This window comes from Komagataeibacter europaeus (assembly GCF_002173515.1).
Taxonomy (GTDB): domain Bacteria; phylum Pseudomonadota; class Alphaproteobacteria; order Acetobacterales; family Acetobacteraceae; genus Komagataeibacter; species Komagataeibacter europaeus.
In genome coordinates this window covers 2428925-2452101 of record NZ_CP021467.1, presented here as the reverse complement: position 1 = coordinate 2452101, position 23177 = coordinate 2428925, and the positions used below count along the sequence as shown (strand labels likewise).

Below are 23177 nucleotides of genomic sequence, written 5' to 3'. Positions count from 1 at the left end.
GGCATGTCAGTCAACGATGTTGTTCAGCATGTCCTGCTTGTGCGGCAGGAAGGTCGTGACCCGCAGGCCATGCCACGCAACAAGGCTGTCACCAAGGAACATGGCCAGCGCGATGACGGTGCAGACCAGCGCATTGCCGAACATCAGTACCAGCCACCATGCAATCGACGCATCGCGCACGCTGCCCATGAACAGCGCAAAGGCCGAGCCACAGGCCGATGCCCCGCCTACGCCCGCGAACAGGATGGACGCATCCAGCAGCAGGGTACGGTAATGCAGATGCGTCAACCGGCGTAACAGCAGCACGGAATCCGTGCTGCTTTTGTCATCGGCATTTTCCAGCTTGTCGCGTACCGTCTCGATATGGTCACTGACACGGGCCAGTCGTGTATTGAACATGTTCAGCAACGTGCCGATACCCGACAGCATGAAAACCGGTGTCAGCGCGGTCTGGATCAGGTGGGCGACACCATCAACGGATGCATCGGGAACAAGGCCGGGGAAGGCAGACACGAAAGGCATATCCTTGGCTACGGGCAAAGCCTGCGTTTTTTGGGCTTATCACCGTCTACGTCAAGGACAGAGTCGATATTGCGCACACGTAAGGAGAGTCCATGTCACATAATTACGCAACACCACTGACACCGGAAAAACGGCTGGCGCGTGTTCTGGCGCGCATCCCGGTGGACTGGACGCTCAACCTTGACCGCCAGCCTTCATCCACCGGTACGGTCCAGTGGCGTGCGCGCCTGGGCATGCCCGGACAGGACGCGGCGGAATGGACCAGGCCCCATGACACGATGGTCGATGCGCTGGAAGCCGCGTGGCGGCAGGCCCGCACGGCCCTGAATGCGGGATAGGGCATATGGGATACAGTCAATAATTAACCAATAGAATACAAACACAGCTTTGTGATGATATATTCTGTATTCCTGAATGCAGATAACGTACCTGTGTTGTTTTTTACTGATCACGGGGCAGGAAAACATGCGCACACGATTGTTTGATGCATCCTTGGGAATGTTACGATCCCGACTCTTTCCCTGTCTCGCGGTCCCTGTCGTACTGCGATATCGTACGCTTCCGGTCGGAAAACGCACATGTGTTCTCCACTGACCATATTTTGAACATTGTATGAAAAAGAAGGAAGATTTGCCAACGAATCCATCCGGATACGGGAACACATGACCTGTTTTCATCCCCTGCGGGGGGAAGAGTCCCTGTGTTATTACATACATGTCATGTAGCTGGACGGCATCTGTTGCGCCTGATGGGGGCCATTGACCCGCAGGGTTTTATACAACAGGAATGCTGGCAGGGAGTTTAATACTATGTCGGCAGGAAAATTGGCGCGTATTGGCGCGGTAGTTGTCATGGCAAGCGGGAGCGCGTCCCTTGCCTGCCCCGAAGATGCGCGGGCTGACGATTATAGTGAACTTCTCGACATCCTGAAGGCAAAGGGCAGCCTGACACAGGGCGAGTACAAGGGGCTTCTGGCCCATCACATGCAGCATGTGCGCGAAGCAGCATCCGCCAGCCGCACGACGCAGTACATGCCCGCACAGCGCCATATGGCCGTCCCCACATCCGCCCACGCCCAGATGCGCACCGCCATGGGCCAGCAGGTCCAGCCCCCCGGCCAGATCGACATTGGCGGTGGCGGCATGGACCCCGACTATGTGCTGGCACAGGCGCAGCAGGCGGCAGCCAGCGCGCAGGCCAGCGCGGCATCGGCCGAATCCACCTGGCTGGCCGCCCAGCATTCCATGGGGCTTGGCGGCGGTCTGTCATTCGTGCGCATGGAGAAATATCAGCCCGGCAAGGGCCTGACCTTCAAGGCAGGTCCGGTCGATATCAACCTGTCGGGCTTCATCAACGGATTCTATACCTATAACAGTCCGGCGGGCGGCATGCCGGTGGCGGGTGGCGTCTCGACCGGGGCAAGCGGGTTCGATTCCTCGGCGCTGCGTAACGGCCTGCTGCCTGCCGGCCTGATCCTCAAGCTCTCGACCACGCAGAACGGCATCGACCTTGCCGCCGTCATGGGCATGTATCCCGGTATCGACAACGCCAAGAACGGCGCCTTCAACGCCAATACCGGCGGTAGCCCGGTGGGCCTTGGCACCGCCGGCATCGATTTTCGTCAGGTTTACGTGACGGCGGGCAACAAGAAATGGGGCACGTTCAAGATCGGTCGTGATCTTGGCATCTTTGGCGGTGACGCCATCCTCGATGACGCGACCCTGCTGAGCGTCGGTTCCACCGGCAGCAACTCGGCCCCGGGCAATACATCGCTGGGCCGTATCGGCGTCGGTTACGTGTATGCCGACTGGATCCCGCAGATTTCGTACCAGTCGCCCACCATCAAGGGCTTCCAGGGCACGATCGGTATCCTGCAGCCGCTGGATGAGTTCGATTTCTCCGGTGATGATCCCAACGGTACCGCCTATTCCGCCGGGTCCACCCAGCACAGTTCGCCCATGATCCAGGGCAAGGTGACCTATGACTTCAAGATCGGGGGGCTGAGTGCCCGTATCTGGGCCAGCTTCCTGACCCAGCACCAGCAAGATCTGACGGTAAGCAAGACAACAACAGTCACGACCCAGTTGCTCGAGGCGGATGGCATTACGAGATTCCCGTACACCAGCACAAGCACTGCGGATGTTTCCGTTATTCCCGGCCAGAAGCATGGCGTCACGGCGGAGGCGGGCGAAATCGGCACGAAGCTGACCTACGGCCCGGCGCAGTTCGTGGGCTACTACTATCGTGGCAGCGGGCTGGGCACGACCGGCCTGTTCTTTGACGGCGTGGCCGCCAACGGGCGCAAGCGTTCGTCGGAAGGCTACTATGTCCAGATGATGTATAACTTCACCAAGAAGTTCAAACTGGTCGGAAGCTATGGTGTCAGTAACCTCTACCTTGCACCGGGTGAAAGCAATCCCGACCTTGTCCGCCGCAATGAATCCGAAGTGGGCGCCGCCTACTACAAGATGACGGACTGGCTGAACCTTGTGGCCGAATACGCCCATACCAGTTCCGCAGCTCATGGCCCGTACAAGGAAAGCGACAACAGTGCATCCGGCGGTATGATCCTGCTGTTCTGATGTGCCGGGCTGCGTGATGGAAACAGTGCAGCCCACAAGCATCTGACTGATTGCAGAGAAGTTTTTGCGTGTCGCCTTTTTTCACAACGGCGGCGTTCCTTGAAGCTTTTTGAAAAAGCTTCACCAAAAACTTTTATTATTTTCGTCAGTAGACTGTTTTGAAACGGCTTCTGATATTGTCCCCTTCATGTGCTGGTTTCCATCATCATGGGAAACCATAAGGAAGGGAGACGCATGTCCACACCACCACGCTGGCCATTACGGGTCGGCCTTGTCGGCTATGGCTTTGCCGGACGTATTTTTCATGCTCCCCTGATCGCCGCGACGCCGGGGCTTGAACTGGTCGCCGTCTGTTCGGGACAGCGCGATGCGGTTTTACGTGACTGGCCACAGGTAACGGTCACGGCGACGCCCGAGGCCCTGTTCACCCTGCCTGATCTGGACATGGTGGTCATCGCCACCCCGAATGCGACCCATGCCGACCTTGCCATCACGGCGTTACGCGCCGGGTTGCATGTGGTGGTGGATAAGCCATTCACCATCACGCTGGAACAGGCGCGCATGGTGGCACAGGTTGCCCGTGAGCAGGGGCGGTTCCTGTCCGTTTTCCAGAACCGGCGATGGGACAGCGATTTTCTTGGTATCCGCAACCTGATCGTGACCGGTCAGGTCGGGCGGGTCACCGAACTGGAATCGCGCATGGACCGCTTCCGCCCGCAGGTGCGTGAACGCTGGCGCGAAACGGATGAAGCGGGCGGCGGACTGTGGTTCGACCTTGGCCCACACATGGCCGATCAGGCCCTGCAACTGTTTGGACTGCCGGATCTTGTGCAGGCCAGCCTGGCCCGCCAGCGCGACAATGCCCGTGGTGATGACTGGGCGCAGGTACTGCTGACCTATGGAGAAAGACGGGTCAGCCTGCATTGCAGCCTGCTGTCGGCATGGGCCGGTCCACGCTTTGTCGTGCATGGGACACGTGGCACGATCGTGAAACATCAGGCCGACCAGCAGGAAAACCAGCTTCGGGCCGGAATGCGTCCCGGTGACCCGGGTTGGGGCGACGATCCTGACGACATGCTTGTGTTCGATGGTGCCGATGCACCCCGTGCGCTGCCTGCACCGCCTGGTGACCAGCGGATCTATTATGCCATGCTGCGCGATGCGATCATGGGCCGTGGCCATAACCCCGTACCCCCCATACAGGCTGTGGCGTTGATGGCGGTCCTGGAAACCTGCGTCCTGTCCGGTCGTCGCCAGATGGCCCTTCCCCTGCCCCTGACGCAACAGGAAAGACAGGACTGGCTACAGGCAGGACCGTAACGGGAGACTGCGCCCGGAACCGTTCATGATCCGCAGGGCGCCAGAAGCCGTCCTGATCGGGGTCTGTATAAAAAAGGCCGCATCCTTTCGGGTGCGGCCTTTTCTGTTTTCCCGGCAGGATGGAATCATTCCTCGTCAATCGGGCGCTTGGGCAGGAGCGCGGGCACGAAGATCAGCGTCGCCACCAGCGTGCACGCCAGCGACAGCAGCAGCAGCCGGCCCATGCTGGCCGTGCCCGGATGGTGGGACGCCGCCAGCGAACCAAAGGCCGTGCCGGTCGTCAGCGCGGAAAACAGCACTGCGCGTGCTGTTGGGCTGGACAGGGGCAGCCTGATTCCCGCCCGCCAGTTCATGACGAAATAGATGTTGAACGACACGCCAACCCCCAGCAGCAGGGGAAGGGCGATGATGTTGGCGAAGTTCAGCTGTTCGGGCACCACAATGATCAGGATGACCGTCATCAGCGCCGAAAGCAGCAGCGGCGCCAGCACCAGCGCCGTATCCAGCAGCTTGCGCAGGGCGACGGCAAGGATGATGGCGATCATCACGATGGCGGCGGCAGCCGCCGTGACAAAGGCATGCACCATGGTCGCCGCACTCTGCACGATGTCGATGGCGGAACCCGCCGCCATCGGGGCGACCTTCTGGATTTCATCCACATAGGTGTGCAGCGCCCGGTTGCCCTTCATCTCCTTGGTAGGGTGGACCTCGACCAGGGCGCGACCATCGGGCAGAAGGTAGTCATGCGCCAGTTGCGCGGGCACGTCGGAAATCGCAACCGGCTTCACCTGCAGCATGTCGCGCAGCATGTTCAGCTGCATGGGCAGGAAGCGCACCAGCGCCTCATTGGTGGCCAGCACGCGCTGGTCGTCCGCCTGCGACAGGTGGGCCAGTGCCGACTGGATGCGGCGCAGCGGGTCATTGGCGGGCAGCTTGTCCATCACGCCGCCAAGTGCCGCCGCCGTCTTGGCCGCCGCCGTCCGCAGGTCGTCCGCATTCGGCGCGGGTCTGGGGTTGGGGACCAGCAGGGTCGGCAGCATGATGTTCGCGGCATCCTGGATCAGGGGCAGCTTGGTCTTCTGGTCCGTGGGCACAAGCGACCCAAGCCATAGCGCGTCATGCACCATGGGCAGGTCCGACAGCTTGTCGGACATGGCGGCAGCCTGGTCCAGGTTCGGCATCAGCACATCCACCGTATAGGGCGAATACTGCGGTTCCGACATCAGCATGCCCAGCGTGACCATGCCTTCCGACCTGGGATTCTTGGTATGCAGCGGGTCGGCGTCGAATGTCAGGCGGGGGACAAGGGCCACGCCCACCAGCGCGATCACGACGAAGGCGCCCAGGATCGGCCTGCGGTGATGGCGGATCGCAACGTCAATCGGGCGGGCGAAGGCAAACCCGATCTTGCCATGTCCCGAAGTCGGGCGGAACAGCCGCAGCAGCGCCGGCAGCAGCGTCAGCGTGCAGATGAAGGCGAACAGCATGCCGAAACCGGCAATCAGGCCAAGCTGGGCCACGCCGACAAAGGCGGTGGGGGTAAAGGCCAGGAACCCGGCCGAGGTCGCCATGGCGGCGACAAGGATCTGGTGCCCGGTTTCATTGCCGGTCTGCTCAAGCGCCTCCAGCAGCCCCGGTGAGGATCCATCCGGCAGCGCCTGCGCACGGAACCGGACCGAGAACTGGATGGCGAAATCCACCGCGATGCCAACGAACAGGATGGCGAAGGCGACTGAAATCAGGTTCAGCTTGCCCACCACGATCGCAGCAAAACCCGTGGTCAGCAGCAGCCCGGACACCAGCGTGATGATGATGGGAATGATAATGCGCCACGTATGCACCGCCAGGATCAGCCACAGCGTGACCAGCACCAGCGACCCCAGCAATCCGGCCACCATGCCTTCGGCCACGGTGGCGAATTCCTCATCCGCGATCTGGGTATCGCCGGTAATGTGGACATGCGCCCGGCCGCTCTTGACGAATGGCAGGTCATTGGCGGCATTACGGATGGCGTCCGACGCGGCGCCACCGGGCTGGAAGGAATCATAATCCAGCTTGGGCTGGGTTACGACAAACTGGTACTTGCCACCAAGGTCGGCCAGGTCACCCGCCAGCAGGCGTTCCCATGACAGGGGTTCGGGCGTGTCCGATACCGAATGCTGCAGCGTTGTGGCGAAACCGTCCAGTGCCGCATGGAAGGGACCAAGGTCGGCCTGTCCCTGGCTTATGCCCAGCGCGATCAGGTTCAGCGCGTTGAACAGGCCGCGCCCCGACGGGTCGGCGGCCAGTTCGCTCAGGAATGGCTGCGCGGTAATGGTGGTGTTGAGCACCCGTTCCAGCGCCTTGGGGTCAAGGAACATGAGACCGTTGCGCACCAGATAGGGATCTGTCTGCGGCGTGGTGACATAATTGAAATGATCATGGTCGTCACGCAGCTTCGCCGCCAGCGCCAGCGCGGTCTGCTGTGCCTCTTCTGGCAGGGCCGCATCGATCACGGCGACAAGCTGGTCCTGTTTCTGCGGAAACAGCCGTCCCATCTCGTCCGAGCGCTTTTTCCAGTCCAGCGAGGCCGAGAACATTGTCCCCGTATCCGTGGTCACGCCCAGAAGCGCATAGCTGGCATAGGTCGCCCCCGCGATCAGGCAGGCGAATGCCAGTACCACCGCAATGGCACGACGGGAACAGAAAGCGACAAGGCGCCCAAGCGGTACCGATAGCATGACGAGTATTCAGCCCTTCAGAAACCTACGTCGTGCCGCATGAAGCGCGGCAGTCGGTGAAGAGGCCCGGTTTGGCCCATGATGTGGTCCCGATGCAAGGTGGTTCTTTGTCACACGATGTACCGCACCGTACCCGGACGTCATGACTGACCGGGCAGGTGCATCTCCCCGGTGGTGGACGGGGCGGGACGGATCCAGCGTATTTCCATCACCTGCCATGCCACGAGCGAGGGCAGCCCCCATGCAATCTCCCGCAGGCGCTTGATGAGCGACAGCGCGATCCCGACCTGTGGCGACAGTCCGAACAGGCTGCCGATGATGATATATCCCCCTTCCGACACGCCCAGCGCGCCGGGTACGGCAAAACCGGCCGACTTCGCGGCCTGCCCCACGCTTTCGATCACAAAACTGTCAGCCAGCGAGAGCGGATGCCCCATGGCGGTCAGGACAAGGAACACCTCAAACGTGCCAAGCGACCAGCCAAGCAGTTGCAGGGCCCCCGCGCGCAGCGAATTTTCATGCGTGCGGTACAGGGCGATGATTTCGGCATGCAGGCCACGGATGTCTTCCACCCCGTCCCATCCCAGATGGGCGGCGATGCGCACCAGCAGTTTTTCCACAAGGGAAATGGCGCCCAGGTACTGGCTGCCGAAGAACACCGCACCCAGTGCTACGGCCGCCCCGGCACTTTCCATCAGTTCGTCCGTCACATGCGAACGGTTGACCAGGCAGAACAGCACCCCAAGCCCGATCAGCGTGAATGTCACCTGGCTGAGCAGTTCAATGGTCAGGTCGCAGATCGTGGCGGCGGCGGCGCGCCTGATCCCGAGGTTTTCACGCCGGGCCATGAGGCGGGTGGTAATCACCTCGCCACCAACCTGTGCCACCGGCAGCAGGTTGTTGATCCCTTCACGCGCGCAGCGCAGGGCGAAAAAGTCGGTAAAGGACAGGCGGGGGCGGCCACTCTGGGCCAGAAGGCGCCATGCCTGCGCGGAAACACAGACCTGGCTTGCATGGAAAATGATGATGACAGGAATGCTCCACCCCCCGGCCGCGATTAGCCAGAGGATGTCATGCAGGCCAAAACGCCCCAGCATCCATATCGTCAGACCGATACCGAATGCCCCGGCGATGAAGGTAAGCTGCCGCATTCGCCATCCCTGTCCATATTCCCAGAAACAGGACCATTAAAAGGCTGTTTTCAGCCATTTAATGGACTGCCAGCATATCCTAGCAGCCTCTGATTTTCTGAAGCAATGCGATACTTTCAACACAGGCGGCCACGGCTTCGCGACCCTTGTTGTGCACATCGTCACGCGAACGGACCACCGCCTGTTCGTCCGTGTAGGTGGTCAGTACGCCAAACGCGATCGGCACTTCCGTGTTCAGCGCCGCCTGCTGCAGGCCCACGGCGGCCCCCAGGCTTATGAATTCGAAATGCGCCGTATCGCCCTTGATCACGCAGCCAAGGCACACCACGCCGTCGTACCGGCCGGTACGCGCCAGCGCCTGCGCCAGCAGCGGCAGTTCGTACGCACCCGGCGCATACATGACATCTTCATCACGCATGGAAATGTCATGTTCCCCCAGCCATGCCAGCGCGCCATCACGCAGGCCATGGGTCACGTTTTCATTGAAACGGCTGACCACGATGGCGACGCGCGGCGGATGGACGAATTCAAGTGTTGCGGGGGTGGAAGGGATGTTGGTGCTCATATCCGGCGTTTTCCGTTTTCAGGTGTAGAGTGTGTATGCAAATAAACTGTTGATAAAAAACAATAAAAGCTTCCGGGTGCCACCTTTTTTCAGAAAGGCGGCATTCTTCGAAGCTTTTTGGGAAAAGCTTCACCGGGAACTTTCGTCAGTGGGCGTCTGCTGTCGCGGGTTCGCACAGGGCATGCCCCATCCGGGTGCGCTTGGCTTCCAGATAGGCCCGGTTGAAGGGATTGGGCTCCACCGCAAGGGGAATGCGTTCACGCACGTCAAAGCCATGACGTTCCAGCGCACGTACCTTGTCGGGATTGTTGGTCAGCAGGTCGAGCCGGTTCACCCCCAGCGCGCGCAGGATGTCGGATGCCGCCTGCCAGTCGCGCGCATCGGTCTGGAAACCCAGCCGGTGGTTGGCGTCCACCGTATCCAGTCCCTCATCCTGTAGCGCATAGGCGCGGATCTTGTTGGCAAGGCCGATGCCGCGCCCCTCATGACCGCGCACATAGACCAGCACCCCGGATTCCGCGCGCCCGATCTGTTCCAGCGCGCCCTGAAGCTGCGCGCCGCAGTCACACCGCAGCGATCCCAGCGCATCGCCCGTCACGCATTCCGAATGCAGGCGCACCAGTGGTACGGCGCCCGCACGGTCGGGTTGCCCCTTGACCATGGCGACATGTTCGGTGCCATCGGGCGCGCGAAAGGCGTGGATCATCATGTCCGGCCCGCCAAAGCGGCTGGGCAGGTGGGCGCGGGCGACCTGCTCGATGGCGGGTTTTGCCTCTGGCATGGTGTCGATCGGGTTGGCTTCCAGCCATTTCGCCAGCTCCGCGATGGACAGGATCTGCAGCCCGTGGCGCGTGGCGTAGGGGCGCAGGTCGTCCATGCGGGCCATGGTGCCGTCCTCGTTCATGATCTCGCAGATCACGGCAGCCGGGATCAGCCCCGCCATGCGGGCCAGATCGACCGAGGCCTCGGTATGGCCGGGACGCGCCACCGTGCCGCCGGGCACCGCGCGCAGCGGGAAGATATGACCGGGTGAGACCAGGTCCCCGGGCTTCGCATCGGGGGCTGCCGCCACCAGTACGGTTTCGGCGCGGTCGGCGGCCGAAATGCCGGTGGTCACACCCTCACGCGCCTCGATGGATACGGTAAAGGCCGTGCCGCGCGGGCAGGTGTTCACCTGCGTCATCATCGGCAGGTTCAGCTGCGCAATGCGTTCGGGCGACATGGGCATGCACACCAGTCCACGCGCATGGGTGACCATGAAGTTCATGGCGGCGGGTGTCATGAGTTCGGCGGCCATGACCAGGTCGCCTTCGTTCTCGCGGTCCTCGTCATCCACAAGGATGATCATCCCGCCCCGGCGGATGGTGGCAACGGCCTGTGCCAGTGCCGGGGGCATCAACGATACTGACATACGCTCTCCACATATTTTGCGATGACATCGACTTCGATATTCACGGGGTCCCCGGCCTTCAGGGTGCCAAGGGTCGTGTGGTCCCATGTGTGGGGGATGATCATGAGCGCGATGCGGAATTCATCCGCGTCACAGCCATCTTCCCCCGGTGCGCCGACTTCATTCAGCGTCAGGCTGATGCCGTCGATCGTGATCGATCCCTTTTCCACCAGGTAACGGCGCAGGCGGGCGGGTACGGCAAAGGTGATGTGACGGGCCTCGCCGGCCTGTTTCACCGCCGCAAGACGTCCCGTCCCGTCCACATGCCCCTGCACGATATGGCCCGACAGGCGGGTGGTGGGGGTGACCGCGCGTTCAAGGTTGACGGTATGCCCCGCCGCGATCCGCCCCAGCGCCGTGCGGTCCAGCGTTTCGGAACTGATGAAGAACGTGGCCGTCCCCGCCGCGTCAAACGACGTGACCGTCAGGCACACGCCATTGACGGCAATGCTTTCACCCAATGCCAGGTCGGGAATGCCGGTGGCCACGGTTATGTCCAGGTCCCGGTCCAGCCGGCGCGCGGCGGTGATACGGCCCTGGTGTTCGATAATGCCGGAAAACATGCTTACTCCTTCACGGCGGCCAGTTCGGGGAACAGGTGCAGCGGCGTCGCATCCCCCGCCCGCACGCGTATGCTGTATCGGTCCGTGGCATCGGGGCGGGCGGTAATCGTCAGCCAGTCATGCCACAGGCCACGGGCCTCGATTTCCGCCAGCAGACGGGGGCCGGCTTCCACCATGGCCCATGTCACGCCCGCCATGCCCAGCATGTCGGGCAGGGCGTTGATGTCGGTACAGACCTGCACCGCAAAGCCGCGTGCGCGTGCGGCCTGCAGGTAAGCCTCGTCCACTTCCCCCGTCCGGGTGCAGATGGCCAGGACACGCGGCGCGCGGTCGGGGTGGTCGGCCACCCGGCGCACGTTCAGGCCCGGCCTGTCGGCGCGGATGGTACCGCCCGCGGTAATGACCGCATCCGTCGCGCGGCGCAGGCGGTGGGCAAGGTCCAGCGACGCGGCGGAGGTAAAGGTGGTGCGCCCTGCCGGCGGCACCATGGACCCCGTGGCGTCCAGCGCCTGCTTGACCGTGATCCACGGCTGTCCCGTGCGCATGAAATGGGCGAACGGGGCCAGAAGGCTGCGGCACATGGACTGGATTTCCGCCTGCGGGCCGGTCGGGTGCAGGACATGCACGTGGCGGCCATGCTGGCGCAGGTGATCCGCCCCGCCCCCTTCGACATGGGGATTGGGGTCACGCACGCCGATCCAGACATCGCGCACCGGCGTCGCCAGCAGCGCCTGTGAACACGGGCCGGTGCGACCGGTATGGTTGCATGGCTCCAGTGTCACGACCGCCGTGTGGGCGCGATCCAGCAACCCGCGTTCGCGGCACTGGCTTATGGCCTGTATTTCAGCATGGGGGGTACCGGCACGGTGGTGGCCGCCAACGGCCAGGATCGTGCCCGCAGCATCCAGTAAGGCGCAGCCCACCGGCGGGTTGGGGGCGGTCGCACCCACATGGCGCGCGGCCTCATCCACCGCGGCACGAAAGGCATGCGCGATAGCGGCTGGCATGTCTGGGCCTGAATGGGGTGTGACACCCTGTGGCAACGCGTCCAAAACACAGTACTCCATCCATCCGGACGGACTCAGGGCGCGTAAAACCATCCACCTGCCTTCACGGATGGAAGGCAGGACCATAGTTTCCGTTCTCTCTCATCCGGACTGTAACCGTCGGTTCCGGAATTACACCGGATCTGCTTGACCCCGCCCGCATGTCCTGCGGCCGGGCGCTCGCGGACTTATGTGCCCCTGTTACAGGGAACAAACACCGCCGGTGGGGAATTTCGCCCCGCCCTGAGAACGCCTGCGAACCGGGCTGGCCGCCCGATTCGTTATTCAATGAAATGATCTTGGGAATGATTTTAACGAATTGCAAGTGCCACGTTGGCTAACCACTATAATTTATCGTGATTTCAGTCCTTCTCCCCGGCATGGTGTCCGGGGTGCAGTAGGGAGGGAATGCGGCCATGATGGCCGAAATTGACCAGTCGCGCTTCCTCCACCTCGATCCGGCCCAGCACGCGCGTGCGGATCAGCCATATCGCCAGCGCAGCCCCCATGAACGGCCCCAGCGCATAGATCCAGAACGACTCCCACTGTCCCGCGACCATGGCCGGGCCAAAGCTGCGCGCAAGGTTGGAACTGTTGCCCGAAAGCCATGCGGAAATCGGGTTGCAGACAAAAAAGAACAGGCCCCCCGCCCACGGCGTCACCCATTTCAGGACGGGATGGCCCGCAAGGTAGCACAGCATCAGTACCAGCAGTGCCGTCAGCACCACTTCGGTCACCAGTGGCCACACGATGGCGACCCCTGAAAAGGGCACGGTCGCGGCATAGGCGGAAGCCTGCGCCATCCGGCCCCATTCGGGCAGCACATGCCCCAGCGCCGCAAGAAGCAGGGTCGCGACATACGCCCCTGTCATCTGTGCCGCCACATACCCGCACAGGTCCACCACCCCCAGCCGCCCCGCAAGGCTGAACGCCAGTGAGACGGAGGGACTGACATGCGCCCCGCTGACCCGCCCGAACGGAGTGAATGCCGCAACCGTGCCCGACAGTCCGAAAAACAGACCGCACAGCGCCGTCTGCACGATCGGATGGGGGCCAAGCATCCGGCCGATGGCGGTATAGGGTGTCGTCAGTACCGTGACGGACACGATCCCGCAGATCATAAGGGCCACTGTCGCCACCAGTTCGCAGCCATACAGTTTCCAGTGGAAGGGATGATCGGGGTGCGGCGCCCCGGCGAGTGGCCGGTCCTCAATGGGGTGGGAACCGGGCAGCCGGGCTGCGGTCATGTCCATTACTCCTTCATTCAAGCAGGTAGAGGTCTTGAGTTAAGGGAAGAAATGGTGTGAAATAAACGAAATCATGCGAATATATGCCGTGCATGAGAATAGTTAATGCATAGCAGTTGAACGTTTTTTCTATATAGGGTGTCGGGCCATTCCTCTACTCCGTCCGGTCCATGACGGATAAGGAAGGGATCGGTTTTTATCTGTCGCGTCCGTCTGTTACTGTATTCACCATCAGTACATGCAGCGGGTGCGGACAGGTTTTTTTATTAACCGCATGTTCAGGGGCAGACGCGCCAGACTGATGGATTACTGTTGGAAAGTGGATCGTTTTTCCTGTCATCCTGACGGAATGCGGCGGCCGCGCCTGCTGCTTGGCGGGTTGATGGTCATGCTGGGTGGCATGGCCGTATCCGCTGATGCGCGTGCGGACGACATGGCGGAAATCCGCGCCCTTCATGCCGAAATGCGCCGGCTGGAAGCCAAGGTCGAACAGCTGGAATCCCGTCATGGCATGACGCATGGCAGCCAGCATGTCCTGGCCGGTCGCACGCTGCGTTCAGGCGGTCATGCATCATCGGGCGGGGGGACGTCGGGTGGCAGTACGATGGGACAGATCACGGCCATGCCCGACCTGTCGCGCCTGACCATTGGTGGTCCGACCCTGTCGGATGACGCGCAGGCTCAGGCTGCGGCTGAAAACACCATGACGGAATCCATCGTCCCCGCGCAGCCCAAGCTTGACCTTGATTCCTCCAGCCCGCTGGCCATTACCCAGACGGGCGTGGACAGCCTGCCCCCCATCTTCCGCATTGGCGGGGTGTCGGTGCGCCTGGGTGGTTTCATTGATTTTTCGAACATCTACCGCAGCAAGAATCTGACCAGCGGTCCCGCCACAAGCTGGGGCAGCTTCCCCTATGCCAACAGCCCCAATGCGCATACGGGGGAATATCGTCCCTCCGCGCAGCTGACGCGTCTGAGCGTGCTGCTGCAGGGATCCCCCACCAAGGACGAGACCCTGTCGGGCTATATCGAAACCGATTTCGGGGGGGCTGCGGGCACGGCCAACAGTTACCAGACCAACAGTTACACGCCGCGAATCCGCCAGGCGTACATGACCTACAGCAACACGAAATGGGGCTTCCACGTGCTGGCGGGCCAGGCATGGAGCCTGACCACCGGCTATACGCAGGGCCTGCTGTCACGTCATGAACAGCTGCCGCCGGTGGTCGATAACAACCAGATACCGGGCATCGTGTTCACCCGCGTGCCGCAGATCCGCTTCATCAAGGATTTCGGGCGCAAATGGTGGCTGGGGCTGTCGCTGGAGGCGCCACAGGTGGCCTATGCCGCGTCGGGCAGCAGCAGTGACCACCCGATGCTGAGTGGTACGGATGATGATATCCTTGCATCATCGGGTACACGCATCCTCTACAGTAACGCAGGCTCGGGCATGCTCAACCCCAACGCCAAGTACAGCATGGACGTCGCCCCGGATATCGTGCTGAAGGGCGCGCTGGATACCAAGCCCGCCCATTATGAAATCTATGGTCTCGCGCGCTGGTTCAAGGCCATGTCCCAGTCCGCCAGTGGCGGCCCAATCCGCGAACGGGTGTCCTTTGCCGGGGGCGTTGGTGGCGATGTGACGGTGCATGTCATTCCCCGCTACCTGCAGTTTACCGGCAACGTGCTGGCGGGCGAGGGGATCGGCCGCTACGGCCCCGGCATGCTGCCCGACGCCACGTTCAAGGCCAATGGCGCGCCTGCCCCCATTCCCGAAATCATCGGCAGCATGGGGCTGATCGGCCATCCGACTCCCAACCTGCTGGTCTATCTGTATGGTGGCGTGGAACATGCCGGGCGGCGTACCTATACCGGCACGGATGGTTACCAGTATGGCTATGGCGTGAACGATCTGGCGCTCAGCAGCTGTAATGTGGAAATGATTACCGGCGGCAGCTGTGACGCGCAGACCCATACCCTGGCCGACCTGACGGTAGGCGGCTGGTGGCATGTGCTGCAGGGTGGCTATGGCGCGGTGATGAGCGGCGTGCAGTACACCTATCTGCGCAAGCTGGCCTATAAAGGTGGTGACGGGGCATCCCCCACCACCGGTGGCAACACCATTTACGTCACGTTCCGCTATTTGCCTTTCCAGTAGCCGTCGTGCTGGCTGACAGCGCCGCGAGGCAGTCATTGACCTGATGGGTCAGGTGAATGTCATGTTCGGCGCTGATGGCGCGCATGCTGTCACGCGCCCAGCGTACGGGCATGCCATGGGGCGTGCACAGCGCGCCCGCGCCCAGCAGTGGCCCGTTTCCAGGGTCCAGCACGGACAGGACGGCATGCGGGTTACGGGGCAGCGCCTGCCGCAGGGCGGTGCGGAGCTGGCGGGCTGTCGCGTCATCCGTATGGGCGATCAGGTCGGGCACCAGTTCAATCCATCCATCCCACCCCGCCGCCACGGCCCGGCGCAGGCGGGGCCATGCCCGGTGCGTGTCCAGTGTCCTGACGGTGGCTTCCGCGCCATCTTCATGGATCTGGCGTGAAAGGCTGCGCGCGTTCAGGTCCATCCCGGTTTCGGTCGGGGAAGGACCGGACTGTGGCAGGCTGGCTGCAAGCGCTGTCAGCCCGATGGGGGGAGCAAGCAGGGCCACAAGCAGCATCAGCCGGGGAAAAGATCGTAGGCACATGGTCTTTGTTCTCCCTTCTTACTGGTGTTGCGCTATGGTCAGGGAACAGGGGAATCGTGGCGGGGACGCGGCGATGCCGGGGAAAATCATGGGCATGCGGTTGCAGGGGCGGACACATATGCCTATAGCCTGCGGCGATGCCCGCACGTGTCACGGGGCAGCCGCGCGATCCTGACCGGACCTGCCACGCGCGTTGACCACCGGGCCATATCCGGCCCTGATCCTATTTCTGGCGGGTCCTGCCATTTTGGAGAACATACGTTTCATGGCTGCCATGTCCTCTTCCGAAATTTCGCGTCTTCAGGTCTGCCTGCGTCGTCTGCTGGGTTCACCGGGGCTGACGGTCAATGCGCCGCCGCGTGCTGGCCTGTCCGTTGAACTCGCGGTCAATGGTGAAGTGGTGGGTACCGTCCACCGTGACGAGGACGAAGGCGAAGTCTCCTATGCCGTCCACATGACCGTTCTGGAAGAAGACCTGCCCGCCCCGAAGTAATCCATCAACCGGCCACATGGCGGGCGGAACGCCCGCCCGTTACAGCCGCGTCAGGGCTGGGTGACCGGCTGGGGCATGGGTCCGGCCGAAGCCTCGACCAGTGGGGCGTGCCTGGGGGCAGGCAGGTCTATGTGATGGATTTTCCACTGGAAGGCATGGATGCGCATCTGCAGGCGCAGCGGCGTTTCATTTTCATGCCCGGGCATGATGACGCTTGCCTCGAACACGCCCGGATGGGTGAAATGCATATGCACATGCCGCATCAGGCCGAACAGTGCCTGTGGCGTGCCGGGCTGTTCGGACGGCATCAGGTGGTCCACCAGCATGCCCAGCTTGTCAGGGCGCACTTCCTCGTCAATGGCGTTCGACACGGCGGAGGACGCGAAGGATGCGCCGAATTCCGGCAGTTCGTCATCCGCATGCGGGGGGCCAAGCAGGCTGTCGACTGCCTGTGTCTTCAGCCCGTTGCGTACCGATTCCCATTTGAGACAGGTGTTCAGGCTGCCCATGTCATGCGTGCGGATGGCCGAGGTGATGGACCATAGCGTGAAAAATGGCGATGCGGCGTAAAGCGAGGTCGCTGCCGCCAGCGTGCCCGCGCAGACCCATCGCGCCTGCTGGCGGCGCAGGGAGGCAATGCTGTCGGGAATTTCCATGCGGGAAAGATATGACATTGATTTATACTCCCCCCAGATGGTTTCACGGCTCTTCTAGACTATACTGGAAACATATCCGGCATGCATTGGTTTCATGATTGGCTGAAAGAATTATCACGTAATCGTGATTGCATGCCCATCGCTTCCGGCTACATCACGCAACAGGCACGGTATACCGGCCATGGCTGCGCGACGGGCCGGGGCAGGAGGCAGGGATGAATTTTTCCGAGGACGAAATCCAGCGCTATGCACGTCACATCCTGCTGCCCGAAGTTGGCGGGACGGGGCAGGACGCCCTGAAAAAGGCCAGTGTTCTGATCGTTGGCGCGGGCGGACTCGGGTCACCCGTTGCCCTGTACCTTGCCGCGGCGGGGGTGGGGCGCATCGGCCTGGTTGATGATGACGTGGTCGAACTGTCCAACCTGCAGCGTCAGGTCGCGCATGTGACCGACCGGATCGGTCAGCCAAAAGTCGAGTCGGCTGCCCGGGCCATGCATGCGATCAATCCGGGAACACGGGTCGATTGTCATAACGTCCGCTTGACTGCGGATAACGCGCGTGCGCTGGTGCGTGACCATGACCTTGTGTGTGATGGCTGCGACAATTTCGCCACCCGCTATCTGGTGGCCGATGCCTGCGCGCTGGAGGGACGGACCCTGATTTCCGCCGCCGTGCTGCGGTTCGAGGGACAGTTGTCCACCTTCCGCCCCGGTGGCCCGTGCTACCGCTGCCTGTATCCCGAAGCCCCGCCTGCGGGCACGGTGCCGTCCTGCGCCGAGGCGGGCGTGTTCGGCGCGGTGACGGGTGTGATGGGCACGCTGCAGGCGACCGAGGCGCTGAAGGAAATCCTTGGTATCGGTGAAAGCCTTGCCGGGCGGCTGCTGGTATGGGACGCGCTGGCCATGCGCTTCCACACCATTACCCTGCCGGCCGACCCCGACTGCGCGTTGTGTGGTGCGCATCCCACCATCCATGACCTGTCCGCCCATCGTGACGCCGCCCCCGTGGCCTGCAGCATGTCCGAAGGGGTGGCATCATGATGGGGGACGACGGCGCCCTGGCCATCCTGTTATATGACGGGGCGTACGCCCGCGCGCATTATGCCTTCGTTCTGGCGGCGGGGGCGCTGGCCATTGGCCGGCCCGTCATCGTGTTTGCGGCGGGGCGCGGGGTGCATGCGCTGGCGCGTGACTGGAGCGGGCTGCATGATGCGGGTGACGACGCACTGGTGCGCGCGCGTGGGGTCGCGGGCATGGATACGTTGCGTGACGCGGCAATTGAACTGGATGCGAAATTCATGGCCTGTGAAGCGGCACTGAAACTGTGCGATCTTCCGGCGGACCGCCTGCTGCCCTGCGTGCAGGTGGCGGGCGTCCCGACTTTCCTTGAAGCCGCCCGGGGGCGGCAGATCATAACCCTGTAAGGACAAGAGAACACGATGGCGCAGTGCGTGCGGCATGAATTCCTTGCGCGACCGGCCCGCGTGCCGTCCCGCGTCCCCGTGCGGCGGGGGTATCTGGCAGCCTGTGCAGCCGTGCTGGTCATGGGTGGGGGGCATATGGACCGTGCCGTGGCGCAGGCCACGACGCACCATCATGCCCACCATGCCAGGACCGCCGAGGCCACGACGACCGCCCATGCCCATGCGGGCAAGGAGAAGAAGGCCCACGCGGCCGGGGCGCATCACCACCATCATGCGGCCGCGGCTGCCGGTGCGGCGGCGGGGGCCGCGACCGGTGCGGCAGGGGCTGCCGCGGTTGCCGGCGGCAGCGCCCCGCCGCCACCTGCGCATGCGGCCGCGCCGCCGGATGCGCCCGCGGCCCTTGCGCCGGTGGACAATACGAAGGGCAGCGTGACCGGCCTGCCGCTGCCGCGCTTCGCCGCCTTTCGCGCGGATGAGGTCAACCTGCGCACCGGACCGGGCCAGCGTTATCCCATCGACTGGGTGTACCACCGCCGCGGCCTGCCGGTGAAGATCGAGCGTGAATTCGATGTCTGGCGCCTGGTGGAGGATTCGGACGGCCAGAAGGGCTGGGTCCATCAGGCAACCCTGGTGGGAACGCGCACGTTTGTCATTCCGGGACTGCCCCCACAGGGTGATGCCCGGCAGGCAGGACAGCCTGCCGCCAAGGAAACCGACGTGATCGGCCGGGCGGATACCCGTATTGTCGGCCATGTGGCGGATGCCGCTGACGCGGCGGATATCAGGGGGGCTGTCATGCTGCATTCGGACGCCAGCACGACATCACCCGTCGTTGCCGTACTGCGTCCCGGCGTGGTGGGCACGCTGCGGCAGTGCCAGGCGGGTACGTCGTGGTGCAAGGTATCGGTCAAGCAGTACAGCGGCTGGCTGGAACGCAGCGCCGTGTGGGGACTGTTGCCGCAGGAGGTCATATCCCCCTCCTGACGGTTGATCGTAAACAGGCTGGAGAAGAAAATGCCGGATACACCCTATCGCGCCATGCGCCGGACCAAGATTGTCTCGACACTGGGCCCGGCCACGACAGATCACGCGACCATTCGCGCGCTGGCGGTGGCGGGGGTGGATGTGTTCCGGCTGAACTTTTCCCATGGCACCCATGCCGACCATGCCGCCCGTCATGCCGTGATTCGCAATGTGGAGGCCGAACTGGGGCGTCCGGTCGGCATTCTGGCCGATGTGCAGGGACCAAAGCTGCGCGTGGGCAATTTTTCCAATGGAAAGGTGCAGCTGAGCGCCGGGGCACGCTTCCGGCTGGATCTTGATCCCGCCCCGGGGAACGAGACGCGGGTCTGCCTGCCGCATCCCGAAATCATTGCCGCCGCCGCCGTGGGCAGCACGCTGTTGCTGGATGATGGCAGGCTGGCGCTGCGGATATGTGACCGCGGCGACGATTTCCTTGTTACCGAGGTGGCGCTTGGCGGCCCGCTGTCGGATCACAAGGGGGTCAATGTGCCCGATGTGGTCCTGCCCATTCCCGCGCTGACGGACAAGGACCGGGCGGACATGGCCTTCGCGCTGGACCTTGGCATCGAATATGTCGGCCTGTCCTTCGTGCAGCGCCCCGAGGACGTGCGTGAGGCCCGGGAACTGGCGGCTGGCCGGGCATGGATCATGACCAAGCTGGAAAAGCCGCAGGCGATGGACAACCTGCATGAGATTGTGGCCCTGTCGGATGCGGTGATGGTGGCGCGCGGCGACCTGGGGGTCGAACTGCCGCCCGAACGCGTGCCGCTGGCGCAGAAGCGCATCATCCGCATTGCCCGGCAGCTTGGCCGCCCGGTCGTGGTGGCGACCCAGATGCTGGAAAGCATGGTCCATGCCCCGACCCCCACCCGGGCCGAGGCATCGGACGTGGCGACGGCGGTGTTTGACGGGGCGGACGCGGTCATGCTGTCGGCGGAAACGGCGGTGGGGTCATACCCGCGTGAAACGGTCGCCATCATGGACCGGATCGTGCGCAGGGTGGAGGAGGATGAAGTCTGGCGTCGCCAGATGGAAACATCCAGCCCCGACCCCCAGCATGATGTGCCCGGCGCCATTGCCGCCGCCGCGCGCCAGATTTCATCCACCCTTGATGCCGCGGCCGTGGCGGCCTTTACCCTGTCGGGCCGCACCGCGCTGCGCATTGCGCGCGAACGGCCCACCTGCACCATCCTTGGCCTGACCCCGACCGATGACATCGCCCGCAGGCTGGCGGTGGCATGGGGGGTGCAGGCGGTGTCCGTGGGGCAGGAAACGCCGGTCCACAATATCGAAAGCGTGGTGGATCAGGCGCTGGCGGTGACGAAGGGTGATGGTTATGGCACGGCGGGGGACGCGGTGGTGATCGTTGCGGGCCTGCCGTTCGGGGTGGCGGGCAGCACCAACACGCTGCGGATCGCCACGATTACCTGATCAGAAACTGTCAGAAGTTTTGGGTGCCGCCTTTTTTCAAAAAGGCGGCGTTCCCTGAAGCTTTTTGAAAAAAGCTTCACCAAAAACTTCTATTTTCATAAATAGTATATTTAAAACAGATAGTTGATCAGGCCTGCCGGTTTTCGATCAGGCTGCGCCGGATGGCGCGGCCGCGCTGGATACGGCTGACGATCACGTCCGTATCCCCCGTGCGGATGGCGTCGCCCATGGCCTGCGCGTCCGCGATGAAGCGGTCAAGCATGTCCAGCAGCGCCTCGCGATTGTTCAGGAAAATGTCGCGCCACATGGTCGGGTCGGACGCCGCGATGCGCGTGAAGTCGCGAAAGCCCGACGCCGCGAAATCCAGCACTTCCGAGCGTGTTTCATCCGCCAGGTCATCCGCCGTGCCGCATATGGTGAAGGCCAGCAGATGCGGCAGGTGGCTGACAATGGCGCAGACACGGTCATGATGGTCAACGGTCATGCTGCGCACGCGCGCGCCCATCATCTCCCACAATGCGGTGACGCGCGCGATGGCGGTGGCTGGCGTGTGTTCGGGCGGGGTCAGCAGGCACCACCGGTCCTCGAACAGGGTGGCGAAGCCTGCGTCCGGGCCTGAAAATTCGGTGCCCGCCATGGGGTGCGCGGGCACGAAGGCAATATCGGGATACCGGGCCAGCAGCGGTTGCATGGCCTCCATCACCGTGACCTTGACCGATCCCACTTCGCTCAGGATCGCACCCTTCTTCATGACGGGCATGACCTGGGCCGCCACCATCGCGATTGCGCCCACGGGCACGCATATGATCACGCAGTCCGCATCCCGCGCGGCCGTGGCCGGGTCGGCTTCCACAACATCGGCAATGCCCAGTTCGGCCACGCGGGCGCGGACTTCTGGGCTTATGTCACAGGCCACCAGGCGGCGCGCGATGCATCGGTCGTCCATCCCCCGGCGCAGGATGGACGACCCGATCAGGCCGGGGCCGATAATGACCAGCGTATCGAACAGGGGTACGGTTTGGTCCGTCATGGTGGGGAATGTCTGTCTGTCTGAAGGGGCAGGGGCGCGCGGGATCAATCCCGCGTGATGTCCGTGGGTGGGGTGGAATCATGAATGGATACGGGGGCGGCGGCCGGTGCGGTTTCCCCCTGTGCGGAGCGGCGGCGCAGGGCGCGCATTTCCATTGCCTGCCACAGCAGCAGCATGGGAATCCCGATCACCAGTTCGCGCCCGCGCCGCAGCAGCGACAGCCCCAGCGAGACGGAAGGGGCGATGCCAAAGGCGGAACCCAGGGCCATGTAGGCGGCTTCCTGCACACCCAGTCCCGCCGGCACCAGGAACGAGACGGACATGATGCCGCACGCCACGCCCTCGATCGCGATGGCGCCCCCGAAGCCGAGATGCGCGCCAAGAAAATAATAGGCCACCCAGATCGTCGCAGCACTGCCCAGCCAGCCCACGTAATGCAGCAGCGCGCCCTGCACGATGCGGCTGGGATGGGACCAGATGGCGTCAAAGCGTTCCTGTATGCTGTCGGCGCTGCTCAGCATCGCGTCCTGCCACTGGGCGGCCATGTTGTGGCCCAGCATCTTGCCCGCGCGCTTGAGCAGGTCGCCACCCCGGCGCTGGGTATAGATGAAGCCCGCGATGCCCATGCTCAGCAGCACAAGGCCGATCATGACCGGGCGGGCAAAGGGGCTGGACTGCTGGTGGGCCACCAGGCATGCCACGGCGGTCAGGATGAACAGGATCTGGCCCATGACTTCGGTGGTGATGTCCACCAGGTTGGCGCAGGCGGCCTCGCTCCCATCCACATGGCGGCCCTTCGGCCCGGCGAACAGGTCGCTCGAACACGTGGCCCTGATCCCCAGCACCATGCCGCCCAGCTGTGAAAACGGCAGGCAGGATGCGGCGGCGTCACGGATCATGCGCGAAACCAGCAGTTGCACGAACGGTATGTCCCGGCAAGCTGCGTGCCACGCAAGACCCAGTATTGCATCGACTGCAAGCTGGGCCATGACGGTCGCCATGAAACCGATGAACCCGATGGAGACGATGGCCTTCATGACCGAACCCGCGCCAAGCCACGCAGTGCAGCCTGTAAGCAGGGCCAGGCCAAGGATGGCCAGCAGGATGGTGAGCTTTCTCAAAAAAGATCCGTCTTGGTCTGTTGGCGTGGGAACACCGGGTAAAATTCGTGCCGCACTGGCCGGTTGTGCCTGACTTACACTACAGCAGGGTCTGGCGCCACCGGGAGGTGTCGGGATAAATGGAACGCCCGCTGGTTGCGAGTC

The 23177-nt window shown here is 63.1% G+C and carries 21 protein-coding genes and 1 riboswitch; of the genes, 9 read left to right on the top strand and 12 right to left on the bottom strand.

Going from position 1 to position 23177, the window contains the following annotated elements; translation table 11 throughout:
* Nucleotides 1-6 precede the first annotated feature (6 nt).
* Nucleotides 7-522, bottom strand: a complete 516-nt coding sequence (locus tag S101446_RS11295; RefSeq protein WP_019084943.1) for a DUF2721 domain-containing protein — start codon at nt 520-522, stop codon at nt 7-9.
* 92 nt (nt 523-614) lie between these two features.
* Between S101446_RS11295 and S101446_RS11290 the strand changes: the two genes are divergently transcribed.
* The 3 genes from S101446_RS11290 to S101446_RS11280 all read left to right on the top strand — a co-directional run bounded on the left by S101446_RS11290 (nt 615) and on the right by S101446_RS11280 (nt 4424).
* Nucleotides 615-860: a hypothetical protein gene (locus S101446_RS11290; RefSeq protein WP_053322996.1), complete on the top strand. Its 246-nt coding sequence runs from the start codon at nt 615-617 to the stop codon at nt 858-860.
* Nucleotides 861-1331: 471 nt separating this feature from the next.
* A complete protein-coding gene (locus S101446_RS11285) occupies nt 1332-3104 on the top strand; it encodes a porin family protein (protein WP_182355651.1) in 1773 nt (590 codons plus the stop codon).
* A gap of 234 nt (nt 3105-3338) precedes the next feature.
* On the top strand, nt 3339-4424 hold the full coding sequence (locus S101446_RS11280; protein WP_087608390.1) for an oxidoreductase: 1086 nt from the start codon (nt 3339-3341) through the stop codon (nt 4422-4424).
* A 125-nt stretch (nt 4425-4549) separates the two neighbouring features.
* Here the strand turns inward: S101446_RS11280 and S101446_RS11275 are convergent, their stop codons facing one another.
* The 7 genes from S101446_RS11275 to S101446_RS11245 form a co-directional block, all read right to left on the bottom strand.
* Nucleotides 4550-7144 carry an MMPL family transporter gene (locus S101446_RS11275; RefSeq protein WP_010509468.1) on the bottom strand — a complete coding sequence of 865 codons (2595 nt, stop codon included), beginning with the start codon at nt 7142-7144 and terminating at the stop codon, nt 4550-4552.
* Between the two features lie 140 nt (nt 7145-7284).
* Nucleotides 7285-8295 (bottom strand): lysylphosphatidylglycerol synthase domain-containing protein, encoded by a 1011-nt coding sequence (locus S101446_RS11270; RefSeq protein WP_087608389.1) that lies wholly within the window; start codon nt 8293-8295, stop codon nt 7285-7287.
* Nucleotides 8296-8374: 79 nt separating this feature from the next.
* On the bottom strand, nt 8375-8860 hold the full coding sequence (gene ribH / locus S101446_RS11265) for a 6,7-dimethyl-8-ribityllumazine synthase (RefSeq protein WP_010509464.1): 486 nt from the start codon (nt 8858-8860) through the stop codon (nt 8375-8377).
* A 145-nt stretch (nt 8861-9005) separates the two neighbouring features.
* Nucleotides 9006-10256, bottom strand: coding sequence for a 3,4-dihydroxy-2-butanone-4-phosphate synthase (gene ribB / locus S101446_RS11260; protein WP_087608388.1), 1251 nt, complete (start codon nt 10254-10256; stop codon nt 9006-9008).
* Nucleotides 10256-10873, bottom strand: coding sequence for a riboflavin synthase (locus S101446_RS11255; protein WP_010509460.1), 618 nt, complete (start codon nt 10871-10873; stop codon nt 10256-10258). Before S101446_RS11255 ends, ribB begins: the two co-directional genes overlap by 1 nt.
* 2 nt (nt 10874-10875) lie before the next feature.
* Nucleotides 10876-11880 carry a bifunctional diaminohydroxyphosphoribosylaminopyrimidine deaminase/5-amino-6-(5-phosphoribosylamino)uracil reductase RibD gene (gene ribD / locus S101446_RS11250; protein WP_087608387.1) on the bottom strand — a complete coding sequence of 335 codons (1005 nt, stop codon included), beginning with the start codon at nt 11878-11880 and terminating at the stop codon, nt 10876-10878.
* Nucleotides 11881-12009: 129 nt separating this feature from the next.
* Nucleotides 12010-12174, bottom strand: a riboswitch (FMN riboswitch).
* Nucleotides 12175-12281: 107 nt separating this feature from the next.
* The gene (locus tag S101446_RS11245; RefSeq protein WP_010509456.1) at nt 12282-13172 is read right to left on the bottom strand and encodes an MIP/aquaporin family protein; all 891 of its coding nucleotides are present in this window, start codon (nt 13170-13172) and stop codon (nt 12282-12284) included.
* Between the two features lie 343 nt (nt 13173-13515).
* Between S101446_RS11245 and S101446_RS11240 the strand changes: the two genes are divergently transcribed.
* On the top strand, nt 13516-15324 hold the full coding sequence (locus S101446_RS11240) for a hypothetical protein (protein WP_087608386.1): 1809 nt from the start codon (nt 13516-13518) through the stop codon (nt 15322-15324).
* On the opposite strand, the gene S101446_RS11235 is transcribed toward S101446_RS11240, so the two are convergent.
* Nucleotides 15296-15829, bottom strand: coding sequence for a hypothetical protein (locus tag S101446_RS11235; protein ID WP_010509452.1), 534 nt, complete (start codon nt 15827-15829; stop codon nt 15296-15298). The genes S101446_RS11240 and S101446_RS11235 overlap by 29 nt on opposite strands.
* 292 nt (nt 15830-16121) lie before the next feature.
* Between S101446_RS11235 and S101446_RS11230 the strand changes: the two genes are divergently transcribed.
* A complete protein-coding gene (locus S101446_RS11230; protein ID WP_010513711.1) occupies nt 16122-16349 on the top strand; it encodes a DUF3126 family protein in 228 nt (75 codons plus the stop codon).
* A gap of 50 nt (nt 16350-16399) precedes the next feature.
* Here S101446_RS11230 and S101446_RS11225 read toward each other — a convergent pair whose 3' ends face one another.
* Complete coding sequence (locus S101446_RS11225; RefSeq protein WP_019084955.1) at nt 16400-17023, bottom strand: DUF2939 domain-containing protein; 624 nt, start codon at nt 17021-17023, stop codon at nt 16400-16402.
* 197 nt (nt 17024-17220) lie between these two features.
* On the opposite strand from S101446_RS11225, the gene S101446_RS11220 reads away from it, so the two are divergent.
* Genes S101446_RS11220 through pyk form a run of 4 tightly spaced genes read left to right on the top strand, consistent with a single transcriptional unit; the run spans nt 17221 to nt 20882 of the window.
* The gene (locus tag S101446_RS11220; protein ID WP_087608385.1) at nt 17221-18045 is read left to right on the top strand and encodes a HesA/MoeB/ThiF family protein; all 825 of its coding nucleotides are present in this window, start codon (nt 17221-17223) and stop codon (nt 18043-18045) included.
* Entirely contained in the window at nt 18042-18428 is a 387-nt protein-coding gene (locus tag S101446_RS11215) for a DsrE family protein (RefSeq protein WP_010509444.1), read from the top strand. Before S101446_RS11220 ends, S101446_RS11215 begins: the two co-directional genes overlap by 4 nt.
* 15 nt (nt 18429-18443) lie before the next feature.
* Nucleotides 18444-19412, top strand: coding sequence for an SH3 domain-containing protein (locus tag S101446_RS11210; protein WP_087608384.1), 969 nt, complete (start codon nt 18444-18446; stop codon nt 19410-19412).
* A gap of 30 nt (nt 19413-19442) precedes the next feature.
* Nucleotides 19443-20882, top strand: coding sequence for a pyruvate kinase (gene pyk, locus S101446_RS11205; protein WP_167376437.1), 1440 nt, complete (start codon nt 19443-19445; stop codon nt 20880-20882).
* A gap of 127 nt (nt 20883-21009) precedes the next feature.
* On the opposite strand, the gene S101446_RS11200 is transcribed toward pyk, so the two are convergent.
* Both S101446_RS11200 and S101446_RS11195 read right to left on the bottom strand, forming a co-directional pair.
* Nucleotides 21010-21912, bottom strand: a complete 903-nt coding sequence (locus S101446_RS11200) for a prephenate dehydrogenase/arogenate dehydrogenase family protein (RefSeq protein WP_087608879.1) — start codon at nt 21910-21912, stop codon at nt 21010-21012.
* Between the two features lie 44 nt (nt 21913-21956).
* Entirely contained in the window at nt 21957-23033 is a 1077-nt protein-coding gene (locus S101446_RS11195) for a lysylphosphatidylglycerol synthase domain-containing protein (protein WP_010511506.1), read from the bottom strand.
* Nucleotides 23034-23177: the final 144 nt, after the last annotated feature.